This is a genomic window from Streptomyces sp. NPDC005774, from assembly GCF_042871645.1.
In the GTDB taxonomy this organism is placed as follows: domain Bacteria; phylum Actinomycetota; class Actinomycetes; order Streptomycetales; family Streptomycetaceae; genus Streptomyces; species Streptomyces pratens.
The window spans coordinates 128,376-148,456 of record NZ_JBIAIV010000009.1 but is presented as its reverse complement, the minus strand read 5'-3'; the positions used below and the strand labels follow the sequence as shown (position 1 = coordinate 148,456).

At 70.1% G+C, this 20,081-nt stretch carries 21 protein-coding genes and 1 tRNA gene; 10 read left to right on the top strand and 12 right to left on the bottom strand.

Features of this window, described 5'->3' with window-relative positions; genetic code table 11:
• Positions 1–145: 145 nt before the first annotated feature.
• Positions 146–370 carry a hypothetical protein gene (locus ACFYQA_RS11510; protein WP_388914960.1) on the bottom strand — a complete coding sequence of 75 codons (225 nt, stop codon included), beginning with the start codon at positions 368–370 and terminating at the stop codon, positions 146–148.
• A 12-nt stretch (positions 371–382) separates the two neighbouring features.
• Positions 383–934 carry a DUF5994 family protein gene (locus tag ACFYQA_RS11505; RefSeq protein WP_388914957.1) on the bottom strand — a complete coding sequence of 184 codons (552 nt, stop codon included), beginning with the start codon at positions 932–934 and terminating at the stop codon, positions 383–385.
• 395 nt (positions 935–1,329) lie between these two features.
• Between ACFYQA_RS11505 and ACFYQA_RS11500 the strand changes: the two genes are divergently transcribed.
• Positions 1,330–2,304, top strand: a complete 975-nt coding sequence (locus ACFYQA_RS11500) for a magnesium transporter CorA family protein (RefSeq protein WP_388914954.1) — start codon at positions 1,330–1,332, stop codon at positions 2,302–2,304.
• Between the two features lie 138 nt (positions 2,305–2,442).
• On the opposite strand, the gene ACFYQA_RS11495 is transcribed toward ACFYQA_RS11500, so the two are convergent.
• From ACFYQA_RS11495 to ACFYQA_RS11485, 3 genes are all read right to left on the bottom strand, one after another.
• A tRNA-Pro gene (locus ACFYQA_RS11495) sits at positions 2,443–2,516 on the bottom strand.
• Positions 2,517–2,549: 33 nt separating this feature from the next.
• Positions 2,550–3,362, bottom strand: coding sequence for a Pr6Pr family membrane protein (locus ACFYQA_RS11490; RefSeq protein ID WP_388914951.1), 813 nt, complete (start codon positions 3,360–3,362; stop codon positions 2,550–2,552).
• A gap of 164 nt (positions 3,363–3,526) precedes the next feature.
• Complete coding sequence (locus ACFYQA_RS11485; RefSeq protein WP_388914948.1) at positions 3,527–4,453, bottom strand: metallophosphoesterase; 927 nt, start codon at positions 4,451–4,453, stop codon at positions 3,527–3,529.
• A gap of 175 nt (positions 4,454–4,628) precedes the next feature.
• On the opposite strand from ACFYQA_RS11485, the gene ACFYQA_RS11480 reads away from it, so the two are divergent.
• Positions 4,629–5,093 carry a GatB/YqeY domain-containing protein gene (locus tag ACFYQA_RS11480; protein ID WP_388914945.1) on the top strand — a complete coding sequence of 155 codons (465 nt, stop codon included), beginning with the start codon at positions 4,629–4,631 and terminating at the stop codon, positions 5,091–5,093.
• Positions 5,094–5,205: 112 nt separating this feature from the next.
• On the opposite strand, the gene ACFYQA_RS11475 is transcribed toward ACFYQA_RS11480, so the two are convergent.
• Positions 5,206–7,536 carry a transglycosylase domain-containing protein gene (locus ACFYQA_RS11475; protein ID WP_388914942.1) on the bottom strand — a complete coding sequence of 777 codons (2,331 nt, stop codon included), beginning with the start codon at positions 7,534–7,536 and terminating at the stop codon, positions 5,206–5,208.
• Positions 7,537–7,953: 417 nt separating this feature from the next.
• On the opposite strand from ACFYQA_RS11475, the gene ACFYQA_RS11470 reads away from it, so the two are divergent.
• Positions 7,954–8,289, top strand: a complete 336-nt coding sequence (locus tag ACFYQA_RS11470) for a WhiB family transcriptional regulator (RefSeq protein WP_388914940.1) — start codon at positions 7,954–7,956, stop codon at positions 8,287–8,289.
• 173 nt (positions 8,290–8,462) lie between these two features.
• Here ACFYQA_RS11470 and ACFYQA_RS11465 read toward each other — a convergent pair whose 3' ends face one another.
• Positions 8,463–9,980, bottom strand: coding sequence for an ArsA family ATPase (locus ACFYQA_RS11465; protein WP_388914938.1), 1,518 nt, complete (start codon positions 9,978–9,980; stop codon positions 8,463–8,465).
• A gap of 244 nt (positions 9,981–10,224) precedes the next feature.
• The gene (locus tag ACFYQA_RS11460) at positions 10,225–11,202 is read right to left on the bottom strand and encodes an ArsA family ATPase (protein WP_388914936.1); all 978 of its coding nucleotides are present in this window, start codon (positions 11,200–11,202) and stop codon (positions 10,225–10,227) included.
• A gap of 81 nt (positions 11,203–11,283) precedes the next feature.
• Here ACFYQA_RS11460 and ACFYQA_RS11455 point away from each other — a divergent pair, with 81 nt between their 5' ends.
• From ACFYQA_RS11455 to ACFYQA_RS11440, 4 genes are all read left to right on the top strand, one after another.
• Entirely contained in the window at positions 11,284–11,445 is a 162-nt protein-coding gene (locus tag ACFYQA_RS11455; RefSeq protein ID WP_019355547.1) for a DUF4177 domain-containing protein, read from the top strand.
• A complete protein-coding gene (locus ACFYQA_RS11450; protein ID WP_388914934.1) occupies positions 11,442–11,912 on the top strand; it encodes a RidA family protein in 471 nt (156 codons plus the stop codon). The genes ACFYQA_RS11455 and ACFYQA_RS11450 overlap by 4 nt, the downstream gene beginning before the upstream one ends.
• Positions 11,913–12,021: 109 nt before the next feature.
• Positions 12,022–12,975 (top strand): NUDIX hydrolase, encoded by a 954-nt coding sequence (locus tag ACFYQA_RS11445; protein WP_388914932.1) that lies wholly within the window; start codon positions 12,022–12,024, stop codon positions 12,973–12,975.
• Positions 12,972–13,820 carry an MBL fold metallo-hydrolase gene (locus ACFYQA_RS11440; RefSeq protein WP_388914930.1) on the top strand — a complete coding sequence of 283 codons (849 nt, stop codon included), beginning with the start codon at positions 12,972–12,974 and terminating at the stop codon, positions 13,818–13,820. The genes ACFYQA_RS11445 and ACFYQA_RS11440 overlap by 4 nt, the downstream gene beginning before the upstream one ends.
• 43 nt (positions 13,821–13,863) lie before the next feature.
• Here ACFYQA_RS11440 and ACFYQA_RS11435 read toward each other — a convergent pair whose 3' ends face one another.
• Positions 13,864–14,538 carry a Crp/Fnr family transcriptional regulator gene (locus tag ACFYQA_RS11435; RefSeq protein ID WP_055572875.1) on the bottom strand — a complete coding sequence of 225 codons (675 nt, stop codon included), beginning with the start codon at positions 14,536–14,538 and terminating at the stop codon, positions 13,864–13,866.
• Positions 14,539–14,871: 333 nt separating this feature from the next.
• Here ACFYQA_RS11435 and nth point away from each other — a divergent pair, with 333 nt between their 5' ends.
• The 3 genes from nth (at position 14,872) to ACFYQA_RS11420 (ending at position 17,951) form a co-directional block, all read left to right on the top strand.
• Positions 14,872–15,810, top strand: a complete 939-nt coding sequence (gene nth / locus ACFYQA_RS11430) for an endonuclease III (RefSeq protein WP_388914928.1) — start codon at positions 14,872–14,874, stop codon at positions 15,808–15,810.
• A gap of 122 nt (positions 15,811–15,932) precedes the next feature.
• On the top strand, positions 15,933–16,634 hold the full coding sequence (locus ACFYQA_RS11425; RefSeq protein ID WP_386393371.1) for an NUDIX hydrolase: 702 nt from the start codon (positions 15,933–15,935) through the stop codon (positions 16,632–16,634).
• A 117-nt stretch (positions 16,635–16,751) separates the two neighbouring features.
• Positions 16,752–17,951 carry a MarP family serine protease gene (locus ACFYQA_RS11420; RefSeq protein ID WP_388914925.1) on the top strand — a complete coding sequence of 400 codons (1,200 nt, stop codon included), beginning with the start codon at positions 16,752–16,754 and terminating at the stop codon, positions 17,949–17,951.
• A 188-nt stretch (positions 17,952–18,139) separates the two neighbouring features.
• Here the strand turns inward: ACFYQA_RS11420 and ACFYQA_RS11415 are convergent, their stop codons facing one another.
• The 3 genes from ACFYQA_RS11415 to ACFYQA_RS11405 all read right to left on the bottom strand — a co-directional run bounded on the left by ACFYQA_RS11415 (position 18,140) and on the right by ACFYQA_RS11405 (position 19,996).
• A complete protein-coding gene (locus tag ACFYQA_RS11415) occupies positions 18,140–18,328 on the bottom strand; it encodes a hypothetical protein (protein WP_386393376.1) in 189 nt (62 codons plus the stop codon).
• A 232-nt stretch (positions 18,329–18,560) separates the two neighbouring features.
• Positions 18,561–19,511: an alpha/beta fold hydrolase gene (locus ACFYQA_RS11410; protein ID WP_388914922.1), complete on the bottom strand. Its 951-nt coding sequence runs from the start codon at positions 19,509–19,511 to the stop codon at positions 18,561–18,563.
• Positions 19,508–19,996: a phage holin family protein gene (locus ACFYQA_RS11405; RefSeq protein ID WP_388914920.1), complete on the bottom strand. Its 489-nt coding sequence runs from the start codon at positions 19,994–19,996 to the stop codon at positions 19,508–19,510. The genes ACFYQA_RS11410 and ACFYQA_RS11405 overlap by 4 nt, the downstream gene beginning before the upstream one ends.
• Positions 19,997–20,081 lie beyond the last annotated feature (85 nt).

The window sequence follows — 20,081 nt, the reverse complement described above, 5'->3', positions numbered from 1 at the left end:
AGCCCCGATCGGAGGCACTGCCGAAACGATCAGGGGCAGACCTTGCCATACCCGCGCTGTCCTGGCGCCGCCTGCCACGGGCGCCTCGCCGCCCTGTGAGCCACTCCCCGCCCTGCCCGCCCCGGCTGGAAGCAGGGCCGCGTCATCAGCGGCTCCCCTCGCGATGCTCACGGCGTGCGGCGTCGGCAGGAGGACCCTTCGACGCGGTCGCACGTGGGCTCTTACGGGGCTGCCGACCGATTTCCGGCAGGGCGTCGCTGTAGCGGAACGCCCCGATCCTTTCGTCATGCTGCGCGTTGAGCCGGTGGATCAGGAACATCCCCGCAATGATCACGAAGATGATCACGGCGACGGTGACGGCTGTCTCCACGTCCTCACCTCCTCAGGGCGGACTCAAGATCCCGATCGCGGCTCCGGCTGCCGAAGCGGCACCGCCGTCGGTCTCCCATTCCTCTTCCCGGCCCCGAGCCTCTGCCGCGTCGTGGCTCATGGCCTCGTCGGCCATCAGACCGCTGGAGGCGCGGCTACCTCCGGGAACGGTTGCTGCTGCCATCAACCGGGCGGCGGCGGCCGGCTCCGTCTCCGGAGGGATCACCAGCAGGTCCAGGCGGCCCACCGTGTAGGAGAAGAGGATCACTTTGTTCGGGTCCTGCTCGTCGGCGAACCAGCCGACATGCACCGTGTGCCCCGTGACGGGGACCTTGCGCGGGATGACGGGCCAGTGGGCTGGGTTCACGGTGACGTGGGTGAGCCGACCCCAGCACGCGTCCAGCGCGTCCGTCAAAGTGGGGATCTCCCGGAGGAGATCACGGGAGCGGGGCCACCAGGCACCGTCCAGGAGACCTGGAACCGAGCCGGTCGGGACCAGGGACAGCCGGGCCGACGCCGAAGGCAGACGTTCTTTGATGATCTTAGGTTCAATGGTCGCGGTCATGACGCGGACCTGTCCCCGAGTCTCCTCTTGGAGGCCGGTGTTGTTGCTCGCCGGGAACGACACCGACGTGGTGGCCAGTATGCGAAGTACTCCCGATTCCTTCACTCTACGCCGCTCCGAGACCCCGGGACGTGCGCGTGAGCAGGCGTTTTACCGAGAGGCAACGCGTCCGGAACCGCCGGCACCCATCGGGCACACCCGATCCCCGCGGAGGACCCTCGGACCGGCGAGGAACGCCACGAGCCCCAGGAACGACGTCTGGAGGACCGAGCACCCATAGGGCTGTCTCTGCTGCGTCGCCGACTTCAAGGTGATCGGGGCGGTACCGCCGGTCGGGGTGCATGCCCGGCAGTGGTGTCCGCTGATGTTCCGCTGGTGCCGTTAGTGTGCGCGACATGGCCCACACTCGGCTGTACCGCGCCGGCTCCCTGGTCGAGGAGGACTTCCCGGTCCAGGACATCTCACGGCATCTGGCGGATCCGTCTTCGACCGTGTGGTTGGACCTGTACCGCCCGAACCGCGCCGAGTTCACGGCGGTCGGCGAGGAACTCGGTCTCCACGAGCTGGCTCTCGAGGGCGCGTTGCACGAGGGACAACGGGCGAAACTCGACAACTACCGTACCCATCACTTCCTCAGTGTCTACGCGGTAGCCGTCGACCCGGACGGCGCGGGACTGACGATGAGTGAGCTCGCGGTCATCCTCACGCCACAGGCGCTGATCACGGTCCGCAAGGACGCCGCGTTCGCTCTCGACGAGCTGGTCGCCCGGTGGGACCGTACTCCGGCTCTGGCAGCGCACGGGGTCGCCTTTCTGCTCCACGGCCTGCTCGACTATGTCGTCGACGGGCACTTTGCCGCGGTACAGCAACTCGACGAACGTATTGAGGAACTGGACGATCTGCTCTTCGCCGAAGGCGGCCGGCAGATCCAGACCGTACAGCGCCAGTCCTACGCCCTGCGGAAATCACTGGTCCGGCTCCGGCGCGTGGTTCTGCCCATGCGGGAGGTCGTCAACACCCTCATGCGCCCCGACCTCGACATCGTCGACGGCCCCTTGCTGCCGTACTACCGCGATGTGTACGACCACGTGCTGCGTGCCGACGAGTGGACGGAGTCGCTGCGCGACCTGGTGGCCTCGGTGATGGAAACCAACTTATCGGTGCAGGCGAACCGGATGAACCTGATCATGAAGAAGGTGACGAGCTGGGCCGCGATCATCGCCGTACCCACGGCGATCACTGGCTTCTACGGACAGAACCTTCCCTACCCCGGCTTCGGACACCAGTCGGGATTCATCGTTTCCAGCGCCGTCATCGTTGTTGTCTCTCTGACGCTGTACTTCGCTTTCAAGCGCTGGGACTGGCTCTGACCACACACGCTCCTGCGTTCTCGTCGGCAGACGGGCCCTGGGAGCCGGTTCCCGAAGTCGGCTCCCAAAACGGGTCCGCACAACAAGTCAGGCCCGGTGCTGATCTCCCAGCACCGGGCCTGACTTGTTGTTTCACTGTCGGGGTGGCGGGATTTGAACCCACGACCTCTTCGTCCCGAACGAAGCGCGCTACCAAGCTGCGCCACACCCCGATTGTCGCTGCTCTCGTGGCGACGACGTTTACTTTAGCCCACCGGTGGCTGGAGACGAAATCCGGTTTTGGCGCCGAGGCGGAGGGGGTCCGGGCGGGTGCGGTCCACGGCGATGAGGGCGAGGGCCAGGCCGTAGAGGGCGACGAGCAGGAGGAGGGAGATGCCCAGGACGTACCGGTAGCCGTGCAGGTCGGTGTCCTGGAAGGGGTAGAGGTGGCGGGCCGGGCCAGCGGGGAGGAACAGTTCGCGGGCCAGGGTGAAGGCCAGGTAGGCCATCGGGTACAGGAGCCATGCGGCGGCGTGGGCGAGGCGCATGCGGGCCGGTGGGGAGAGGAGCAGCCAGTCCAGTACCGCCGCGATCGGGAGCACCGTGTGCAGGGCGGGGGGCGCGAGCGCGGCCAGCGTGCCGGCCGGGCCGGTCAGGTCTGCCGTCCCTGTCGTCCCTGCCGGACCCGTCATCGTGTACGCCGGTGTCGCGTCCGCCAGGAGTACGTGCTGGAGCAGGGCCGCGGCGACCACGTACACCAGCGTCGCTCCGGTCAGGGCGGCCGGGAGGGGGCGGCGGGCGGTCCAGGCCCGGCGGGCCGACGCGAGCGTGACCGCGGCCAGCAGGAGCGTGCTCTGGATCGCGAAGTGGCTCAGGACTCGTGGGGGGCTGCCGAGCAGGATCTCGACGGTCGCCGCCCCGAGCGCCGCGAGCGCCAGGAGCAGGCGGTACGCCGCTACCAGGGGCCGACGCACCGGTGGCGCCACGGCTCCCGCGGGGGCGGACGAGGGCATGAGATTCGTCCGTCTCCCCGGGATGACGGGGAGGTCAGGGATGTCCCTGGGTATCGGGGCGGTCATGGACCCCAGAGTGGGTGAACCACCTGGTCGGGGCGATGCGGGTGAGCCGGACGGGTGACATGAGGGTTGAGCCGGCCGCGTCGGCCCCCGCTTGGCCCTCCGGCCTGCGCCTGGCCTTCCGGCCCCGCTCGGCTCCTCCGGCCCCGTCCGGCCCCTCGGGCCTGCTACTCCCGGCCCACCAGGGTCATCAGTGTTACCTCCGGCGGGCAGGCGATGCGGACCGGGGTGTAGCGGTTGGTGCCGCAGCCCGCGGAGACGTGGAGGTAGGACGTGCGGCCCTCGGACGTGTGCGTGGACAGGCCCTTCACGCGGTCGGTGTCCAGGTCGCAGTTGGTGACCAGCGCGCCGTAGAAGGGGATGCAGAGCTGGCCGCCGTGGGTGTGGCCGGCCAGGACCAGGGGGTAGCCGTCGGCCGTGAAGGAGTCCAGGACGCGCAGGTAGGGGGCGTGGACGACGCCCATCGAGAAGTCCGCCGTGCCCGACGGGCCGCCCGCCACCTCCGTGTAGCGGTCCCGTTTGATGTGCGGGTCGTCCAGGCCGGTCAGCTCGATCGTGACGCCCTCGACCTTCAGGGTGTCCCTGGTGTTCGTCAGGTTCCGCCAGCCCGCGCCGTCGAAGCCGTCCCGCAGGTCTTCCCACGGGTTGTGGATCACGTTGGCGGCCGGGTCGTTGCCGTTCAGGCCGTGCCGGCCCTGGGCCTTCTCGATCAGGTAGCGGGCAGGGTTGCGCAGTTTGGGGCCGTAGTAGTCGTTGGAGCCGAAGACATAGGCGCCCGGGAACTCCATCAGGGGGCCCAGGGCGTCCAGGACCTCCGGGACGCCCTCCGGGTCGGACAGGTTGTCGCCCGTGTTGATCACGAAGTCCGGGCGCAGGCCGGCCAGCGAACGCAGCCAGCGCTGCTTCTTGCGCTGGCCGCTCACCAGGTGGATGTCGGAGACCTGCAGGACGCGCAGGGGGCGCATTCCGGCGGGCAGGACGGGGACCGTCACCCGCCGCAGCCGGAAGGAGCGGGCCTCGAAGCCCGCCGCGTACACCAGCCCGGCGGCACCGGCCGCCGTGATTCCCAGGGGGATTCCGTATCGCGCGCGCATGCGCCCATCGTGTCAGATCCGGGGGGAGGGGATGTCCGCGGTACCTTTCCGGCGGCCGGCCGGAGCCGGTACCCGTCCGCCCTGACACGCCCCGGGACGCCGGGTCTTGGGGGAGTCTTGGGGCAGGGAGGAAATGCGCGGGCGCCCCTCCTCCCCTTCCTGCGACAATCGGGGCATGACCACGCTCAAGTCGAAGCTGCACGACGACCTCAACGTTGCCATCAGGGCGCGCGACGAGCTCAGCTCCTCCACGCTCCGGCTGACGCTCACCGCGATCACCAAGGAGGAGGTCGCGGGGACGGCGAAGCGCGAGCTCTCCGACGACGAGGTCCTCAAGGTGATCACCCGTGAGGCGAAGAAGCGCCGTGAGGCGGCGGACGCCTTCGCGCAGGGCGGGCGTCCCGAGCAGGCCGAGCGGGAGAAGGCGGAGGGCGAGCTGCTCGCGCGGTACCTGCCCCAGCAGATGTCCGACGACGAGCTGAACGCGATCGTCGCCCAGGCCGTCGAGGAGGCGAAGGCGGCAGGCGCGGAGGGCCCGCGGGCCATGGGAGCGGTCATGAAGATCGTCAACCCGAAGGTGGCCGGACAGGCCGAGGGCGGCCGGGTGGCCGCCGCGGTGAAGAAGCTCCTCGCCGGCTGAGCAGACCGCAGCGAGCGGCCGGTCCGGCCGACGGCGAAGGGCCCCTCCCTCCCGGTGCGGGAAAGAGGGGCCCTTCGCGATGCCGCCGGTGTGCTGTGCCGCCGGTGTGCTGTCAGCGCCGTCCGCCCGGCCCGTTGCCCGGGCCTTGGAAGAAGCCCTCCGGGACGGAGATGGTCGGGTCGGGTTCGGCCCCGCCGTTGGTACCGGTGCCTCCGGTGCCTCCGGTGCCGCCATTGGTGCCGTTTCCGCCGTTTCCGCCGCCGACCAGGCCGCCGATGAACCCGCCGGCGTCGTCGTTGCGGCCGTCGTTGCGGTTGCCGTCACGGTCGTCGTTCCCGCGGCCCCGGCCCCGGCCCTTGTCCTCGTCGGGCTTCTTGCGGTCCGGGATGTTGACGAGGCTGAACTCGGGGGCCTCCTTGCCGTTCAGCGCGCCGCTCATCATGTCGCGCCAGATCGGGCCGGGCACCTGACCACCGAACACCTTCTCGTGCCAGGTTCCGCCGATCGTGATGTCGGTCATCTGCCGCTTGTGCTCGGGGTCGCCGACCCACACCGCACCGGCCAGGTTCGGTGTGTAGCCCACGAACCAGGCGGCGTAGCGGAAGTCCGTCGTACCGGTCTTGCCCGCGCTCGGGCGGCTGCCGCCGAGACCGGCTTCCGTACCCGTACCGTCCTCGACCACGCCTCGCAGGAGCGTGTTGATGATGTCGGCGGTCTTCTCCGACATCGCGCGCGAGCACGTCGACTTCGGGACCGGGAGCGACTTCGACTTCTCGCCGACGCGCCGGCTGATGGACTCGATGGCGACCGGCGTGCAGTACATGCCGCGCGAGGCGAACGTGGCGTAACCGTTCGCCATGGTCAGCGGGGACATCTCCTGGGTGCCGAGGGCGATCGACGGCGCCTGCTGCATCTTGTTGCCGTCGGCCCGCCCTATGCCCATCTTCTTCGACAGCTCCGTCACCGGGCAGATGCCGATCTCGCTGATCATCTCGATGTAGTAGGTGTTGACCGACTTCGCGGTCGCTTCCTTCATGTCGTACGGGCCGACCTCGGTCTCGTTCTCGTTCTCGACCGGGACGCCCGACTCGTTCCACGTCTTGCCCTGGCAGGCCTGGACCGGGGCCGGGTAGTCCATCTGGTACGGCGAGGCGTACGTCTTCGTCGCCGGCATCCCGCCCTCGAGGGCGGCCGCGGCCACGATCGGCTTGAACGTCGAACCGGGCTGATAGCCGGCGCCGCCGCCCATGCCCTGGTCCACGGAGAGGTTGATCTGCGTCTCGTTCTTGCCGAAGCCGTACGGACGCGACTGGCCCATGGCGAGTATCTTGCCGGTACCGGGCTCGATGACACTGGCGGCGGTGGCCACCTCGTCGCTCTTGTTGACGTGGCTCTTGACCGACTCCTGCAGGGACTTCTGCGCCTGCGAGTCGAGCGTCGTACGGATCGTCAGGCCACCGTGGTTCCAGACCTTGGCCCGCGCCTCCGGGGTCTTGCCGAAGACCGGGTCCTTCAGGAACACCTGACGCACGTAGTCACAGAAGAAGCCCGCGCCGTCGACCGCCGTGATGCAGCCGTTCTTCGGCTTGCTGACCTTCAGTCCGAGCGGTGTGTCCGACGCCTCGGCGGCCTGTTCCTCGGAGATGTCGCCGACCTGGGCCATCCGCGCCAGGACGATGTTGCGCCGCTTGAGGGCCTCCGTCTCGTCGTTCACCGGGTCGTACCGGCTCGGCGACTGGACGAGGCCGGCGATGAGCGCGGACTCCTGGAGGTTCAGGTCCTTGGCGGGCTTGGAGAAGTAGCGCTGGGCGGCGGCCTCCACACCGTAGGCCTGCTGGCCGAAGTACGTGATGTTCAGGTAGTTCTCGAGGATCTTCTTCTTGCCCAGCTCCTCCTCGACCTGGATCGCGAACTTCAGCTCGCGGATCTTGCGGCCGATCGTCTGCTGGGTGGCCTGTGCGACCTTCGTCGGATCGTCGCCGGCTTCCTCCACGAAGACGTTCTTCACGTACTGCTGGGTCAGGGTGGACGCGCCCTCGGAGACGCCGCCGCTCTGCGCGTTGCGGTTCATCGCGCGCAGTACGCCCTTCAGGTCCACCGCGCCGTGCTCGTAGAAGCGCGAGTCCTCGATCGCGACGATCGCCTTCTGGAGGTGCGGCGCGATGTCCTTGAGGTCGACCACCGTGCGGTCGCGCGAGTAGACGGTGGCGATCTTGCCGCCCCCCGCGTCGAGGATGGTGGTGCGCTGACTCAGCGGGGGAGTCTTGAGGTTGAGGGGGAGTTCGTCGAAGCTCTCCACCGACCCCTTGGCGGCGAGGCCCAGCGCTCCCACGGCGGGCAGCGCGATACCGGCCAGCACGGCCCCCGACAGGACACTGACACCGAGGAACTTGGCGGCCTGCTGCGTTGCCGACAGACCACCACCCGAGCGCTTCTTTGGCATGGGAGCAGCCTACGTTCTCATTTGCCGGACACGCGTACAGGCCTTGGCCTAAGCTGCCCACAACTGTCACAGCAGTGAGGTCACGTATCAATACGTCGGGCGACTCCGAATCGTTCCGGATCTCTCCGACTTTTTCGTCAGAGCGTGTGGGATACGTGTCCGGATCCACCTTCCGTGTCACATGGTGTCCGTTGTGGCGCAAGTGAAACGCCCTGAAACGTCGGGATTGTCGCGCATGTCGTCAGCTCACTCCCCCGGGTGATCTGCCGCTTACCCATAGTCCGTTCGGGCCATTCAAGATTGGGCCCGCTGGGGGTGTTGCGCTGTGCCCACCTTCCGTAACGTCCTCAACTGGCGGCGGTGAATATGCCGCTGCCGCCGTGGGGGAGCCTCGATTCGGGAGAGGACGGCGCCGGTATGGGCTGGGTTACCGACTGGAGTGCGCAGGCTGCCTGCCGCACTACTGATCCGGATGAACTGTTCGTTCAAGGAGCAGCGCAGAACAGGGCCAAGGCGGTGTGCACCGGGTGTCCGGTACGCACGGAGTGCCTGGCCGACGCGCTCGACAACCGCGTCGAGTTCGGCGTGTGGGGAGGCATGACGGAACGTGAGCGCCGCGCACTGCTACGCCGGCGGCCCACGGTGACGTCCTGGCGCCGGCTGCTGGAGACCGCGCGCACGGAGTACGAGCGGGGGCCGGATGTCATGCCCCTCGACGACGAGGTGTTCGCGAGCTTCGCGGCGGTGGGCTGAGAGCTCTCGGGGGCCTTGGCCTCCGCGGCCTCTGCTCCACTCCGCGTGAGCGGGACCCCGGGCGGGCCTTACCGGCCCCCGCGGTCGAGTGGGCCTCCGAAGGCGGGTGGGCCTCCGAAGGCGACAGGCATGGTGCCGCCGTCAGGGCGTGCCGACGCGGGTCGGACGGCGGGTCAGACGCCCGCCTCGGGCAGCTCCGGCCGGTTGGTCGCGAGCCGGTCGCCGATGTCCCGCAGCCCCGTGAGGTCGTGCACGTCGCCGGGCAGCGCGGCCACTTCCGTCACCGCCACCTCGGGGTGGAGCGCGGTGAAGCGGTCACGCGTGCGCTGCTCGCGGGAGAGCAGCTGCATCCGCTCGGCGTGCAGCCTCAACAGACCTGCGGTGAGCTGGTCGACGGACCGTTCCTCGTCCGCCTCGTCCGCCTCGTCCGCACTGGCGGCGCCGGTGTCGTCCACGGTGGCGGGGGAGCCTCCGTCGGGGACGTCGTCCTGTGCCGGTGTCTCGGGAGGGGCGGTTTCTGGAGTTCCAGGTGTCTCGGATGTTTCAGGCGCCTCAGGGGGCTCGGGTGCTTCCGGAGTGGGAGTCTCCGCAGTGGGGCCGTCCGAACTTTCTTGTGTGTCGGGGGAGTTACGAAGTCCAGCTTTCCCGTCCTCCTGATCCACAATGCGGGAGTCCTCAAGATTTTCCGCGGCGGTGAGTGCCCGCTCGGCCGACAGCCGGTCGGCGCCACTGCCGTGGACCCGGTTGAGGACCAGGCCGGCCAACGGCATGTCCTCGGCGGCCAGCCGTTCCACGAAGTACGCGGCCTCGCGCAGCGCGTCCCGCTCCGGGGCCGCGACCACCAGGAACGCGGTCCCGGGCGCCTGGAGCAGCTTGAAGGTGGCGTCCGCGCGCGTACGGAACCCGCCGAACATGGAGTCCATCGCCGCCACGAACGTCTGCATGTCGCTCAGCAGTTGACCCCCGAGCACCTTCCCCAGAACGCCGGTCATCATGGACATCCCGACGTTCAGGAATTTCATCCCCGCCCGGCCGCCGACCTTCGCCGGGGTCAGCAGGAGGCGGATGAGCCTGCCGTCGAGGAAGGAGCCGAGCCGCTTCGGCGCGTCCAGGAAGTCCAGCGCGGACCGGGACGGCGGGGTGTCGACGATGATGAGGTCCCACTCGTCACGGGCCCGCAGCTGCCCCAGCTTCTCCATCGCCATGTACTCCTGCGTGCCCGCGAAGCCCGCCGAGAGCGACTGGTAGAAGGGGTTGCCCAGAATCGCGGAAGCCCGCTCGGGGTCCGCGTGCGCCTCGACGATCTCGTCGAAGGTGCGCTTCATGTCGAGCATCATCGCGTGCAGTTCGCCGCCCGCGGAGTCGTCTATGCCCTTCACCCGGCGGGGGATGTTGTCGAGCGAGTCGATGCCCATGGACTGGGCGAGTCTGCGGGCCGGGTCGATGGTCAGAACGACCACCTTGCGCCCCCGCTCGGCCGCGCGCAGGCCCAGAGCCGCGGCGGTGGTCGTCTTGCCGACCCCGCCCGACCCGCAGCACACCACGATCCGGGTGCCGCGGTCCTCGAGCAGCGGGTCCACGTCGAGCGTGGGGACGGGGGAGAGGCGGTGGCGGGCCGAGCTGCCGGAGTGGGCCGAGCTGCCCGAGTCGGCCGGGTCGTGTGCGTGCGCCGGTTCCGGACTACGGCTCATGACATTCCCTGCTTCCGATACTTCCGACTCGGTTCCTGGCTCGGTTCATGGCTCGACTTCCGGTACTTCGGGCCCGGTTCTCGACGGGTTTCCCGGTTCGGCATCCGGCTCGTGACGGGGGGCGGCGCGACGGCCGGTGCGACGCGTACGTCCGCGACGACACCCGGGCCGGGTATGCCCGCGACGACGCCCGGATCGAGCACGCCCGTGGTCGGCGCGGTGCCGGCGGGAGGGTTCCTGCCGGTCATGACACACCCTGGGCGCGGAGTTCCTTGGCCAGCGCGTACAGGCCCGCCAGGTCCATGCCCTCCGCGAGCAGCGGCAGCTCGTGCCGGGGCAGGTCCACCCCGGCCAGCGCGGCACGCTGCTCGGCCTCCAGCGCGTACCGCTCGGCGTACTCCTCCGCCTGCGCGAGCAGCGGGCCCACCAGCCGCTCGGCGTGCCCTCCGCGCCGCGCGCCGCCGAGACCGGCGGAGGACAACGACCGCGCGACGGAAGAACGCGTGACCGTCCCCACGAGTTCCAGATCGGCCGCTTCCAGCAGCTCCGGGCGCACCATGTTCACGATGATCCGCCCCACCGGCAGCCGGGCCGCCCGCAGCTCGGCGATGCCGTCCACGGTCTCCTGGACCGGCATCTCCTCCAGCAGCGTGACCAGGTGCACCGCCGTCTCCGGCGATTTCAGCACCCGCATCACGGCCTGCGCCTGATTGTGTATCGGGCCGATCTTGGCGAGTCCGGCGACCTCGTCGTTGACGTTGAGGAAACGGGTGATGCGCCCGGTCGGCGGGGCGTCCATCACGACGTAGTCGTAGACGAACCGCCCGCTTTTGTCCTTGCGCCGTACCGCCTCGCACGCCTTGCCGGTCAGCAGGACGTCCCGTACACCGGGCGCGATGGTGGTCGCGAAGTCGATCGCGCCGAGCTTCTTCAGGGCCCGCCCGGCGCTGCCCAACTTGTAGAACATCTGGAGATAGTCCAGAAGGGCCCGCTCGGCGTCGATGGCGAGGGCGTGCACCTCCCCGCCGCCGGGAGCCACGGCGATCTTCCGTTCCTCGTACGGCAACGCCTCCGTCTCGAAGACCTGTGCGATGCCCTGGCGGCCCTCGACCTCGACGAGAAGCGTCCGCTTCCCCTCCGTGGCCAGAGCCAGCGCGAGGGCCGCGGCCACCGTGGTCTTGCCGGTTCCGCCCTTGCCACTGACGACCTGAAGCCTGCTCACGCCTTTGAGCCTAATTCCTCCCCGCGCGCCCCGGCGGCTCCGGGGGAGAGTTCCCCGGAAACCAACGGCTAGAGTCGCCGCATGACGAAATGGGAGTACTCCACGGTTCCGCTGCTGGTCCACGCCACGAAGCAGATTCTGGACACCTGGGGCGAGGACGGCTGGGAGCTCGTGCAGGTCGTTCCCGGCCCGAACAACCCCGAGCAGCTGGTGGCCTACCTGAAGCGGGAGAAGCAGGCGTGAGCAAGGTCGAGGCGAAGCTGGCCGAGCTCGGCCTGAGGCTGCCCGAGGTCGTTCCGCCGCTGGCCGCGTACCGTCCGGCCGTGCTCTCAGGGCGGTACGTCCACACCGCCGGCCAGCTTCCCATGGTGGACGGCGAGCTCGCGCTGACCGGCAAGGTCGGTGCCGAGGTCACGGCGGAAGAGGCCAAGAAGCTGGCGCGCACCTGCGCGCTGAACGCCCTCGCCGCCGTGAAGTCCGTCGCCGGCGACCTGGACCGCGTCGCGCGCGTGGTCAAGGTCACCGGGTTCGTGGCCTCGGCCACGGACTTCACGGGCCAGCCGGGCGTCCTCAACGGCGCGAGCGAGCTGCTGGTCGACGTCCTCGGCGACAAGGGCGTCCACGCCCGCAGCGCGGTGGGCGTCGCGGTACTGCCGCTGGACGCTCCGGTGGAGATCGAGATCCTGGTGGAACTGACCGAGACGGACTGACGGCCGCGGGCGGCCGATGATCCGATGGCCCGCGGGGGCAGGGGAGGCCCCGCCCCCTCTCCCCCGTCGGCCACTCGAACATCAGCCTGTCACGAGATAGCCTCCGGCCATGGCGAATGCGCAGGCTGGTGGGCAGGCCGAGGGCCAAACGGGTGGCCGGACCGGTGAGCAGACCGGCGAACAGACCGTTGGGCAGACCGGTGGGCAGTGGTATCCACCGGAATGGCCGGAGCGCATCCGTGCGCTCGCGGACGGCACCCTCGTCCCGGTCGAGCCGAAGCGCGCGGCCACCGTCATGCTCCTGAAGGACACCGGCGACGGCTATGTCGTCCACATGCTGCGCCGACGCGCATCCATGGCCTTCGCCGGGGGTGCGTACGCCTACCCCGGCGGTGGCGTCGACCCGCGCGACGACGACCTTCACGTCCGCTGGGCGGGCCCCACGCGCGCGTGGTGGGCGGACAGACTCGGCGTCGACGAAAGGACGGCCCAGGCGATCGTCTGCGCCGCCGTGCGCGAGACGTACGAGGAAGCCGGTGTGCTGCTCGCGGGCCCGACGCCCGACTCCGTGATCGGCGACACAACGGGCCCGGACTGGGAGGCGGACCGCGTGGCGCTCGTCGCGCGGGACATGTCCTTCGCGGAGTTCCTCGACCGCCGGGGGCTGGTTCTGCGCTCGGACCTGCTCGGTGTGTGGACCCGGTGGATCACCCCGGAGTTCGAGCCCCGCCGCTATGACACCTGGTTCTTCGTCGCCGCCCTCCCCGAGGGGCAGCGCACCCGGAACGCCTCCACGGAAGCCGACCGTACGGTGTGGATCGCCCCGCGCGAGGCGGCCGCCGCGTACGACCGGGGCGAGCTGCTGATGATGCCGCCGACGATCGCGACCCTGCGCCAGCTGACGGCGTACACGGCGGCGGCGCAGGCGCTCGACGCGGCACCCGCGCGTGACCTCGCGCCGGTGCTGGCCACCGCGCGGCTCGACGAGGACGGAATCGTGCTGTCCTGGCCGGGGTACGACGAGTTCACCCAGCACATCCCGAACGGTGGAGCCACGACATGACGGACGCGGCAGCCCTTCCCGGCCAACCGCGCGGAGGGGTCCTCTCCGGACCCGCCACCGCGCGGGCGGTCAACGTCCTGGCCCCGAACGCCTCGGCGATGACCCTGGACGGCACCAACACCTGGATCCTGTCGGAACCCGGCTCCGCGCGTGCGGTCGTGATCGACCCGGGCCCGCTGGACGAGGGGCATCTGCGCAACGTCGTCGACACCGCCGAGCGGGCCGGCAAGCGCGTGGCCCTCACCCTGCTGACGCACGGTCATCCGGACCATTCCGAGGGCGCCGCCCGCCTCGCCGAGCTGACCGGTACGAAGGTACGGGCGCTGGACCCGGAACTGCGCCTGGGGGGCGAGGGCCTGGCCGGCGGGGACGTGGTCACCGTGGACGGCCTGGAGTTGAGGGTCGTTCCCGCACCCGGCCACACCGCCGACTCGCTGGCCTTCCACCTGCCGGCCGACGGGGCCGTCCTCACCGGCGACACGGTCCTGGGGCGCGGTACGACCGTCGTGGCCCACCCCGACGGCCGCCTCGGCGACTATCTGGACACGCTGCGCCGTCTGCGCTCGCTCACGGTCGACGACGGCGTCCACACGGTCCTGCCGGGCCACGGCCCCGTACTGGAGGACGCCCAGGGCGCCGTCGAGTACTACCTGGCCCACCGTGCGCACCGCCTCGCCCAGGTGGAGACGGCCGTCGAGAACGGCCACCGCAGCCCGTCCGATGTCGTCGCCCACGTCTACGCCGATGTGGACCGCTCCCTCTGGCCGGCCGCGGAGCTCTCGGTCCGCGCGCAGTTGGAGTACCTGCGGGAGCACGGGCTCATCGAGGAACCCCGGGGCCTGTAGCCCCGGTCCCCGGGGTCCGTTGCCCCCTGGGGCCGGGGTCAGGTCAGCGGGACCGCTTCGCGAGGCGTTCGACGTCCAGGAGGATCACTGCGCGGGCCTCCAGACGGAGCCAGCCGCGCTGGGCGAAGTCCGCCAGGGCCTTGTTGACCGTCTCGCGGGACGCGCCGACCAACTGGGCCAGTTCCTCCTGCGTGAGGTCGTGGACGACGTGGATGCCCTCCTCGGACTGCACGCCGAAGCGGCGGGAGAGGTCCAGCAGGGCACGGGCGACCCGGCCCGGAACGTCGGAGAAGACCAGGTCCGACATGGCGTCGTTGGTCTTGCGCAGCCGGCGCGCGACGGCCCGCAGCAGCGCGGTGGCCACCTCGGGGCGGGCGTTCAGCCAGGGCTGGAGGTCGCCGTGGCCGAGGGCGAGCAGCTTGACCTCGGTCAACGCCGTGGCGGTCGCGGTGCGCGGGCCCGGGTCGAAGAGCGACAGCTCACCGATGAGCTCGCTGGGCCCGACGACGGCCAGCATGTTCTCGCGGCCGTCGGGGGAGGTGCGGTGGAGCTTGACCTTGCCCTCGGTGACCACGTAGAGCCGGTCTCCGGGATCGCCCTCGTGGAACAGGGAGTCGCCCCGTGCGAGGGTCACCTCGGTCAGCGAGGCGCGAAGCTCCGCGGCCTGCTCGTCATCGAGCGCCGCGAAGAGCGGGTTCCGCCGCAGAACGTCGTCCACGTGTTCTCTCCTTGTCGACCTGCTCAGGGGATCCTGGCCCCACGTACCAGGGGACCGGGGTGCCCATTTTGCCGGACAGTCCAAACAGTGTGATCTGTCACAAGGATGCCGCACGGGCCTGCCCGGGTAAGCGGCAGGGGTCCAATTGGGGTCCGATCTTCAGGGGCCGGGGCGGATGTCGGCGCCGAGCCGTAGGCTGGCCGGGTGTCCAAATCGCCGGTAAGAGCGCAGGCCCGAGGGGCTGATCGGGTGGCGGCACGCCAGGATTCCGCCGTGGGCGAACAGAGCTCCGATGGCGGCAGGGAAACGGAGAAACCGACAGGGAAGGCGCCGGTGAAGAAGAAATCGACCGCGAGTGCGGCTTCGGACTCGACCCCGGCTTCGGACTCTGCCGCGAGTGCGAGTGCGAGTGCGAGTGCGCGTGCGACCGCGAGGGGAAGCGGAAGGGCGCGCGGTGCGGCCGGGGCGAGGTCCGCGGCCGCCGTCGAGCCGCCCAAGGCGGAGTCGCGCATCGCCCTCGTCCGCCGCGCCCGGCGGATCAACCGGGAGCTCGCCGAGGTGTTCCCGTACGCCCATCCCGAGCTGGACTTCGAGAACCCCTTCCAACTCGTGGTCGCCACGGTCCTGTCGGCTCAGACCACAGACCTGCGCGTCAACCAGACGACCCCCGCCCTCTTCGCGAAATACCCCGCCCCCGAGGACCTGGCCGCCGCCAACCCGGAGGAGGTGGAGGAGATCCTGCGCCCCACCGGGTTCTTCCGGGCCAAGACCAAGTCGGTGATAGGCCTTTCGAAGATGCTGGTGGAGGATTTCGGCGGCGAGGTGCCGGGCCGCCTCGAGGATCTCGTCAAGCTGCCCGGTGTGGGCCGCAAGACGGCCTTCGTCGTGCTCGGCAATGCCTTCGGCCGCCCCGGCATCACCGTGGACACGCACTTCCAGCGTCTGGTGCGCCGCTGGAAGTGGACGGAGGAGACCGACCCCGACAAGATCGAGGCGGCCGTCGGCGCGCTCTTCCCGAAGAGCGAGTGGACCGACCTCTCGCACCATGTGATCTGGCACGGCCGCCGCATCTGCCACGCCCGCAAGCCCGCCTGCGGCGCCTGCCCCATCGCCCCGCTCTGCCCGGCGTACGGCGAGGGCGAGACCGATCCGGACAAGGCACGGAAGCTGCTGAAGTACGAGAAGGGCGGCTTCCCGGGCCAGCGGTTGAACCCCCCGCAGGCCTACCTCGACGCGGGCGGCCGGCCGGCCCCGCCCCTGGGCGCCGCATGACGAGGGCGTGCACGGAGGCGTGCACGAGGGCATACACGACGGCCGCCGGTGGAACGATCTAGGCACCGCCGGGCGTTGGACGGGGAATGGGAACGGCGGGGGCCAGGACGACAGGGGTGGCGATGACGCGGGTGACCGATCCCCGGGGCGGCCGGGTGACGCTCAGCAAGGAGGGACTGCCCGACTGGCTGGACCCGGTGGTCCGGGTCGCGGAGACGGTCGCACCGGGCGAGCTGAGCCGTTTCCTGCCCCCGGCGGACGGCGCGGGGCGCCAGGCCGCCGTTCTCGTCCTGTTCGGCGACGGTGACGGCGAGCGCGGACCGGAGCTGCTGCTCATGGAGCGGTCGGCGGCGCTGCGCTCGCATGCCGGGCAGCCGGCCTTCCCCGGCGGCACCCTCGACCCCGAGGACGGAGACCCGCTGACCGACGGGCCGCTGTCGGCCGCGCTGCGCGAGGCCGAGGAGGAGACGGGGCTCGATCCCGACGGGGTCCAGCTCTTCGGCGTCCTGCCGAAGCTCTACATCCCCGTCAGTGGCTTCGTCGTCACGCCGGTCCTGGGCTGGTGGCGAACTCCCAGCCCGGTCGATGCCGTCGATCCGAACGAGACCGCTCGGGTCTTCACCGTCCCCGTGGCGGATCTCACCGATCCGGACAACCGCACGACCACCTTCCACCCCAGCGGCCACCGGGGTCCGGCATTCCTGGTCGAATCAGCCGTGGTGTGGGGCTTCACGGCCGGGGTCATCGACCGGCTGCTCCATTACGCGGGGTGGGAGCGCCCCTGGGACCGGGACAAGCAGGTCCCGCTGGACTGGCGGTCATGACAGGGTGGGCGCGGTGCCGTGCGGTACGGGGGCTTGTGACGACGGCGGTTCGTGCCGTATGCCCCCGGACTCCGGCCGAGTAAGAACGACCGGAATGACGAGGCGAGGCAAAAAGCGGTGAACGTGCTGGACATCCTGTTGCTGGTCGCCGCCGTGTGGTTCGCGGTCGTCGGCTACCGCCAGGGCTTCGTCGTCGGCATTCTGTCGGTGACCGGGTTCCTGGGCGGCGGTCTCGTCGCCGTTTACCTTCTCCCTGTCGTCTGGGACGTCCTGACGGACAACGCGGAGGTCAGCACGGCCGCCGCCGTCGTCGCGGTCATCGTCGTCATAGTCTGCGCCTCCGTCGGCCAGGCCCTGACCACCCATCTCGGCAACAAGCTGCGCCGTTACATCACCTGGTCCCCGGCCCGGGCGCTCGACGCCACCGGTGGTTCCCTGGTCAACGTCGTCGCGATGCTCCTGGTCGCCTGGCTGATCGGCTCGGCCCTCGCGGGAACGACCCTGCCGACGCTCAGCAAAGAGGTTCGCCAGTCCAAGGTGCTGACCGGTGTCTCCCGGGTGCTGCCCGACCAGACCGACACCTGGTTCGCCGACTTCTCCTCCGTCCTCGCGCAGAACGGTTTCCCCCAGGTCTTCAGCCCGTTCGCGAACGAGCCGATCACCGACGTCCGGCCCCCCGACCCCGCCCTGGCCGGTAGCCCGGTGGCCGGCCGCGCACAGCGGTCCATCGTCAAGGTCATGGGCACCGCCCCGCAGTGCAACAAGGTCCTCGAGGGCACCGGCTTCGTGTTCTCCGAGCGCCGCGTGATGACCAACGCGCATGTCGTGGGCGGCGTCGACGAGCCGACCGTGCAGATAGGCGGAGAGGGCAGGAAGTACGACGCGACGGTCGTCCTCTACGACTGGAAGCGTGACATCGCGGTCCTCGACGTCCCGGACCTGAAGGCGCCCGCGCTGCGGTTCACCACCGAGGACGCGGACAGGGAGGACGGCGCGATCGTCGCCGGCTTCCCGGAGAACGGCGCGTACGACGTCCGGTCGGCGCGGGTCCGCGGGCGCATCACGGCCAACGGCCCGGACATCTACCACCGGGGCACAGTCCGCCGTGACGTCTACTCCCTGTTCGCGACGGTCCGTCAGGGCAACTCGGGCGGCCCGCTGCTGACCCCCGACGGCCAGGTCTACGGTGTGGTGTTCGCCAAGTCCCTCGACGACGCCGAGACGGGATACGCCCTCACCGTGGACGAGATCCAGGAGGACATCGACAAGGGCCGCTCCGCGACCCAGCAGGTGGACAGCGACAGCTGCGCACTCTGAGCGGCACGAGGCCTGCTACCACTGTGCCTGCGAACGGACGTACGGCTGTCCGCAGACACAGTGGTACGGACGGGGCCTACGACAGGCCCGCCCGGAGAGGTCGTACGGAGGGGTTCGTATGGAGGGGGTCGGGGACGGGCGTACGCCCAGGAGGCCCATCGGGGGCACGGCCGGGCGTACGCCCCTCGTCAGCCGCGTGGGTGATGATGGCGGAGCCGCACCGAGACCCAGCGGGCCCGGCGGCGGAGGATATGCGGAATCCCGACCCTGAGATCCGTACCTGCCATCTCCGGTGCACCGCCTTGCTGGTGGGATCCCATACCGCCCGCCGAGCGGCGGTCGCGGCTTGCGTCACTGTAATTGTGCGTCCAGCCCATACTCCGACCACTGCCCCTGACCCATGGTCGATAACCACCTCGCGCAGGGCCAATTGGCCTATGCGCCAGGCAAGTGGCCGCTCATAGGACAGGTGTTCAGATCTGATGATCGGTCCTGCGTACGGGAGGGGAAGCGGAAGGGGTGCGGAAGGAGCACGGAAGGGGTGCGGAAGGAGCACGGAAGGGGTGCGGAAGGAGCACGGAAGGGACGTGGAAGCCGCCCGGCGGGCTGTCAGCGGTCGGGTTCCGGGTCCTTCAACCAGTTGATCAGCTCGGAGGAGAACGCCGCCGGGTCCTCCTCGTGCGGGAAGTGGCCGAGCCCGTCGAACAGCCGCCAGCGGTACGGCGCTTCGACGTACTCCCCGGACCCGGCAGCGTTGCGGACGCCCGCCACGGGGTCGAGAGAGCCGTGCAGATGCAGGGTCGGAACCCGCACCGGCCGCTTCATCCGGCGGTTGAACTGGATGCCGTCCGGCCGGGCCAGCGACCGCACCATCCACCGGTACGGCTCGATCGAGCAGTGCGCCGTAGACGGGATGCACATGGCCCGCCGGTAGTTCTCCAGCGCCTTCTCCTCGGGCGGGCGGGGCCCGGACCAGTCCTGGATCAGCTTGGCCACCAGCGCCCCGTCGTCCGCGGTGAGCTGCCGCTCCGGGACCCAGGGCCGCTGGAACCCCCAGATGTGCGACATGGCGGACGACTGCCTGACGTCGGCGAGCATGGCCGCCCGCCAGCGCCGCGGATGCGGCATGGACGACACCGCGAGCCGTCGTACGAGCTTGGGGCGCATCGCCGCCGCCGTCCAGGCCAGATATCCGCCCAGGTCGTGCCCGACCAGCGCGGCGTCCGGCTCACCGAGGGAACGGATCACCCCGGTGATGTCCAGCGCGAGGTTGGCCGGGTCGTAGCCGCGCGGTGTGCGGTCGCTGCCGCCGACGCCCCGCAGGTCCATGGCGACCGCGCGGAACCCGGCGTCGGCGAGCGCCGTCAGCTGGTGCCGCCAGGTCCACCAGAACTGCGGGAAGCCGTGCAGCAGCAGCACCAGCGGCCCGTCGCCGAGTTCGGCGACGTGGAAACGCGCGCCGTTGGCGGCGACGTCCCGGTGGGTCACCTTGGCACCGCCGGGGATGCCGAGGCGTACGGCCGAGAGTGGTTGCGCCGAAGGAGTGGCGGGGTCCGTCATGATGACGAGCGTGTCACAGCTTCGATCGCCTCGGGGACCCGGTCCTTGGGCAGTTCCGGACGCGGGTGCGGCTTGGCCTTCTGCAGCACGACCGCCGTCTCCTTCACCGAGGCGGCCACCTTCTGCGGGCCGCGGCCCTTCTTCGCCTTCTTCGCGAAGACGGCGCCGATCAGCGCGAGGACACCGGCGACGAGGCAGTTCGCCAGGAAGGACAGCAGGAAGCAGAGGGCCAGGTTCCAGTCGCTCCAGGTGTGGATGCCGTAGGCCAGGGCGAAGCTCAGCATCGGCAGGGAGAACAACAGTACGAGACCGGCCAGGGTGAACAGTCCGCCGCTCGTCGCGCCCCGCTGCACATCCCGCTTGAGCTGTGCTTTCGCCAGTGCGATCTCGTCGTGCACCAGCGCGGACATGTTCTCCGTCGCCGAGGCGAACAACTGGCCGATGCTGCGTTCGGCGCCGACCGGGCTGCCGTCGGGTGCGCTCATCGCGGTCTCCCTCTTCTGCTTTCGTCCTGCGTGCCTCTGCGTACCTCTGAGTAAGGATCAGTCTGCCGCCTGACGGCCCCTGTCC

What these genes read in the sequence shown, in the direction of transcription:
- ACFYQA_RS11505 (WP_388914957.1), bottom strand. Translation starts at nt 934, where the DNA reads ATGACCGCGACCATTGAACCTAAGATCATCAAAGAACGTCTGCCTTCG.
- ACFYQA_RS11500 (WP_388914954.1), top strand. Translation starts at nt 1,330, where the DNA reads ATGGCCCACACTCGGCTGTACCGCGCCGGCTCCCTGGTCGAGGAGGAC.
- ACFYQA_RS11490 (WP_388914951.1), bottom strand. Translation starts at nt 3,362, where the DNA reads ATGACCGCCCCGATACCCAGGGACATCCCTGACCTCCCCGTCATCCCG.
- ACFYQA_RS11485 (WP_388914948.1), bottom strand. Translation starts at nt 4,453, where the DNA reads ATGCGCGCGCGATACGGAATCCCCCTGGGAATCACGGCGGCCGGTGCC.
- ACFYQA_RS11480 (WP_388914945.1), top strand. Translation starts at nt 4,629, where the DNA reads ATGACCACGCTCAAGTCGAAGCTGCACGACGACCTCAACGTTGCCATC.
- ACFYQA_RS11475 (WP_388914942.1), bottom strand. Translation starts at nt 7,536, where the DNA reads ATGCCAAAGAAGCGCTCGGGTGGTGGTCTGTCGGCAACGCAGCAGGCC.
- ACFYQA_RS11470 (WP_388914940.1), top strand. Translation starts at nt 7,954, where the DNA reads ATGGGCTGGGTTACCGACTGGAGTGCGCAGGCTGCCTGCCGCACTACT.
- ACFYQA_RS11465 (WP_388914938.1), bottom strand. Translation starts at nt 9,980, where the DNA reads ATGAGCCGTAGTCCGGAACCGGCGCACGCACACGACCCGGCCGACTCG.
- ACFYQA_RS11455 (WP_019355547.1), top strand. Translation starts at nt 11,284, where the DNA reads ATGACGAAATGGGAGTACTCCACGGTTCCGCTGCTGGTCCACGCCACG.
- ACFYQA_RS11445 (WP_388914932.1), top strand. Translation starts at nt 12,022, where the DNA reads ATGGCGAATGCGCAGGCTGGTGGGCAGGCCGAGGGCCAAACGGGTGGC.
- ACFYQA_RS11440 (WP_388914930.1), top strand. Translation starts at nt 12,972, where the DNA reads ATGACGGACGCGGCAGCCCTTCCCGGCCAACCGCGCGGAGGGGTCCTC.
- ACFYQA_RS11425 (WP_386393371.1), top strand. Translation starts at nt 15,933, where the DNA reads ATGACGCGGGTGACCGATCCCCGGGGCGGCCGGGTGACGCTCAGCAAG.
- ACFYQA_RS11415 (WP_386393376.1), bottom strand. Translation starts at nt 18,328, where the DNA reads ATGGGCTGGACGCACAATTACAGTGACGCAAGCCGCGACCGCCGCTCG.
- ACFYQA_RS11410 (WP_388914922.1), bottom strand. Translation starts at nt 19,511, where the DNA reads ATGACGGACCCCGCCACTCCTTCGGCGCAACCACTCTCGGCCGTACGC.
- ACFYQA_RS11405 (WP_388914920.1), bottom strand. Translation starts at nt 19,996, where the DNA reads ATGAGCGCACCCGACGGCAGCCCGGTCGGCGCCGAACGCAGCATCGGC.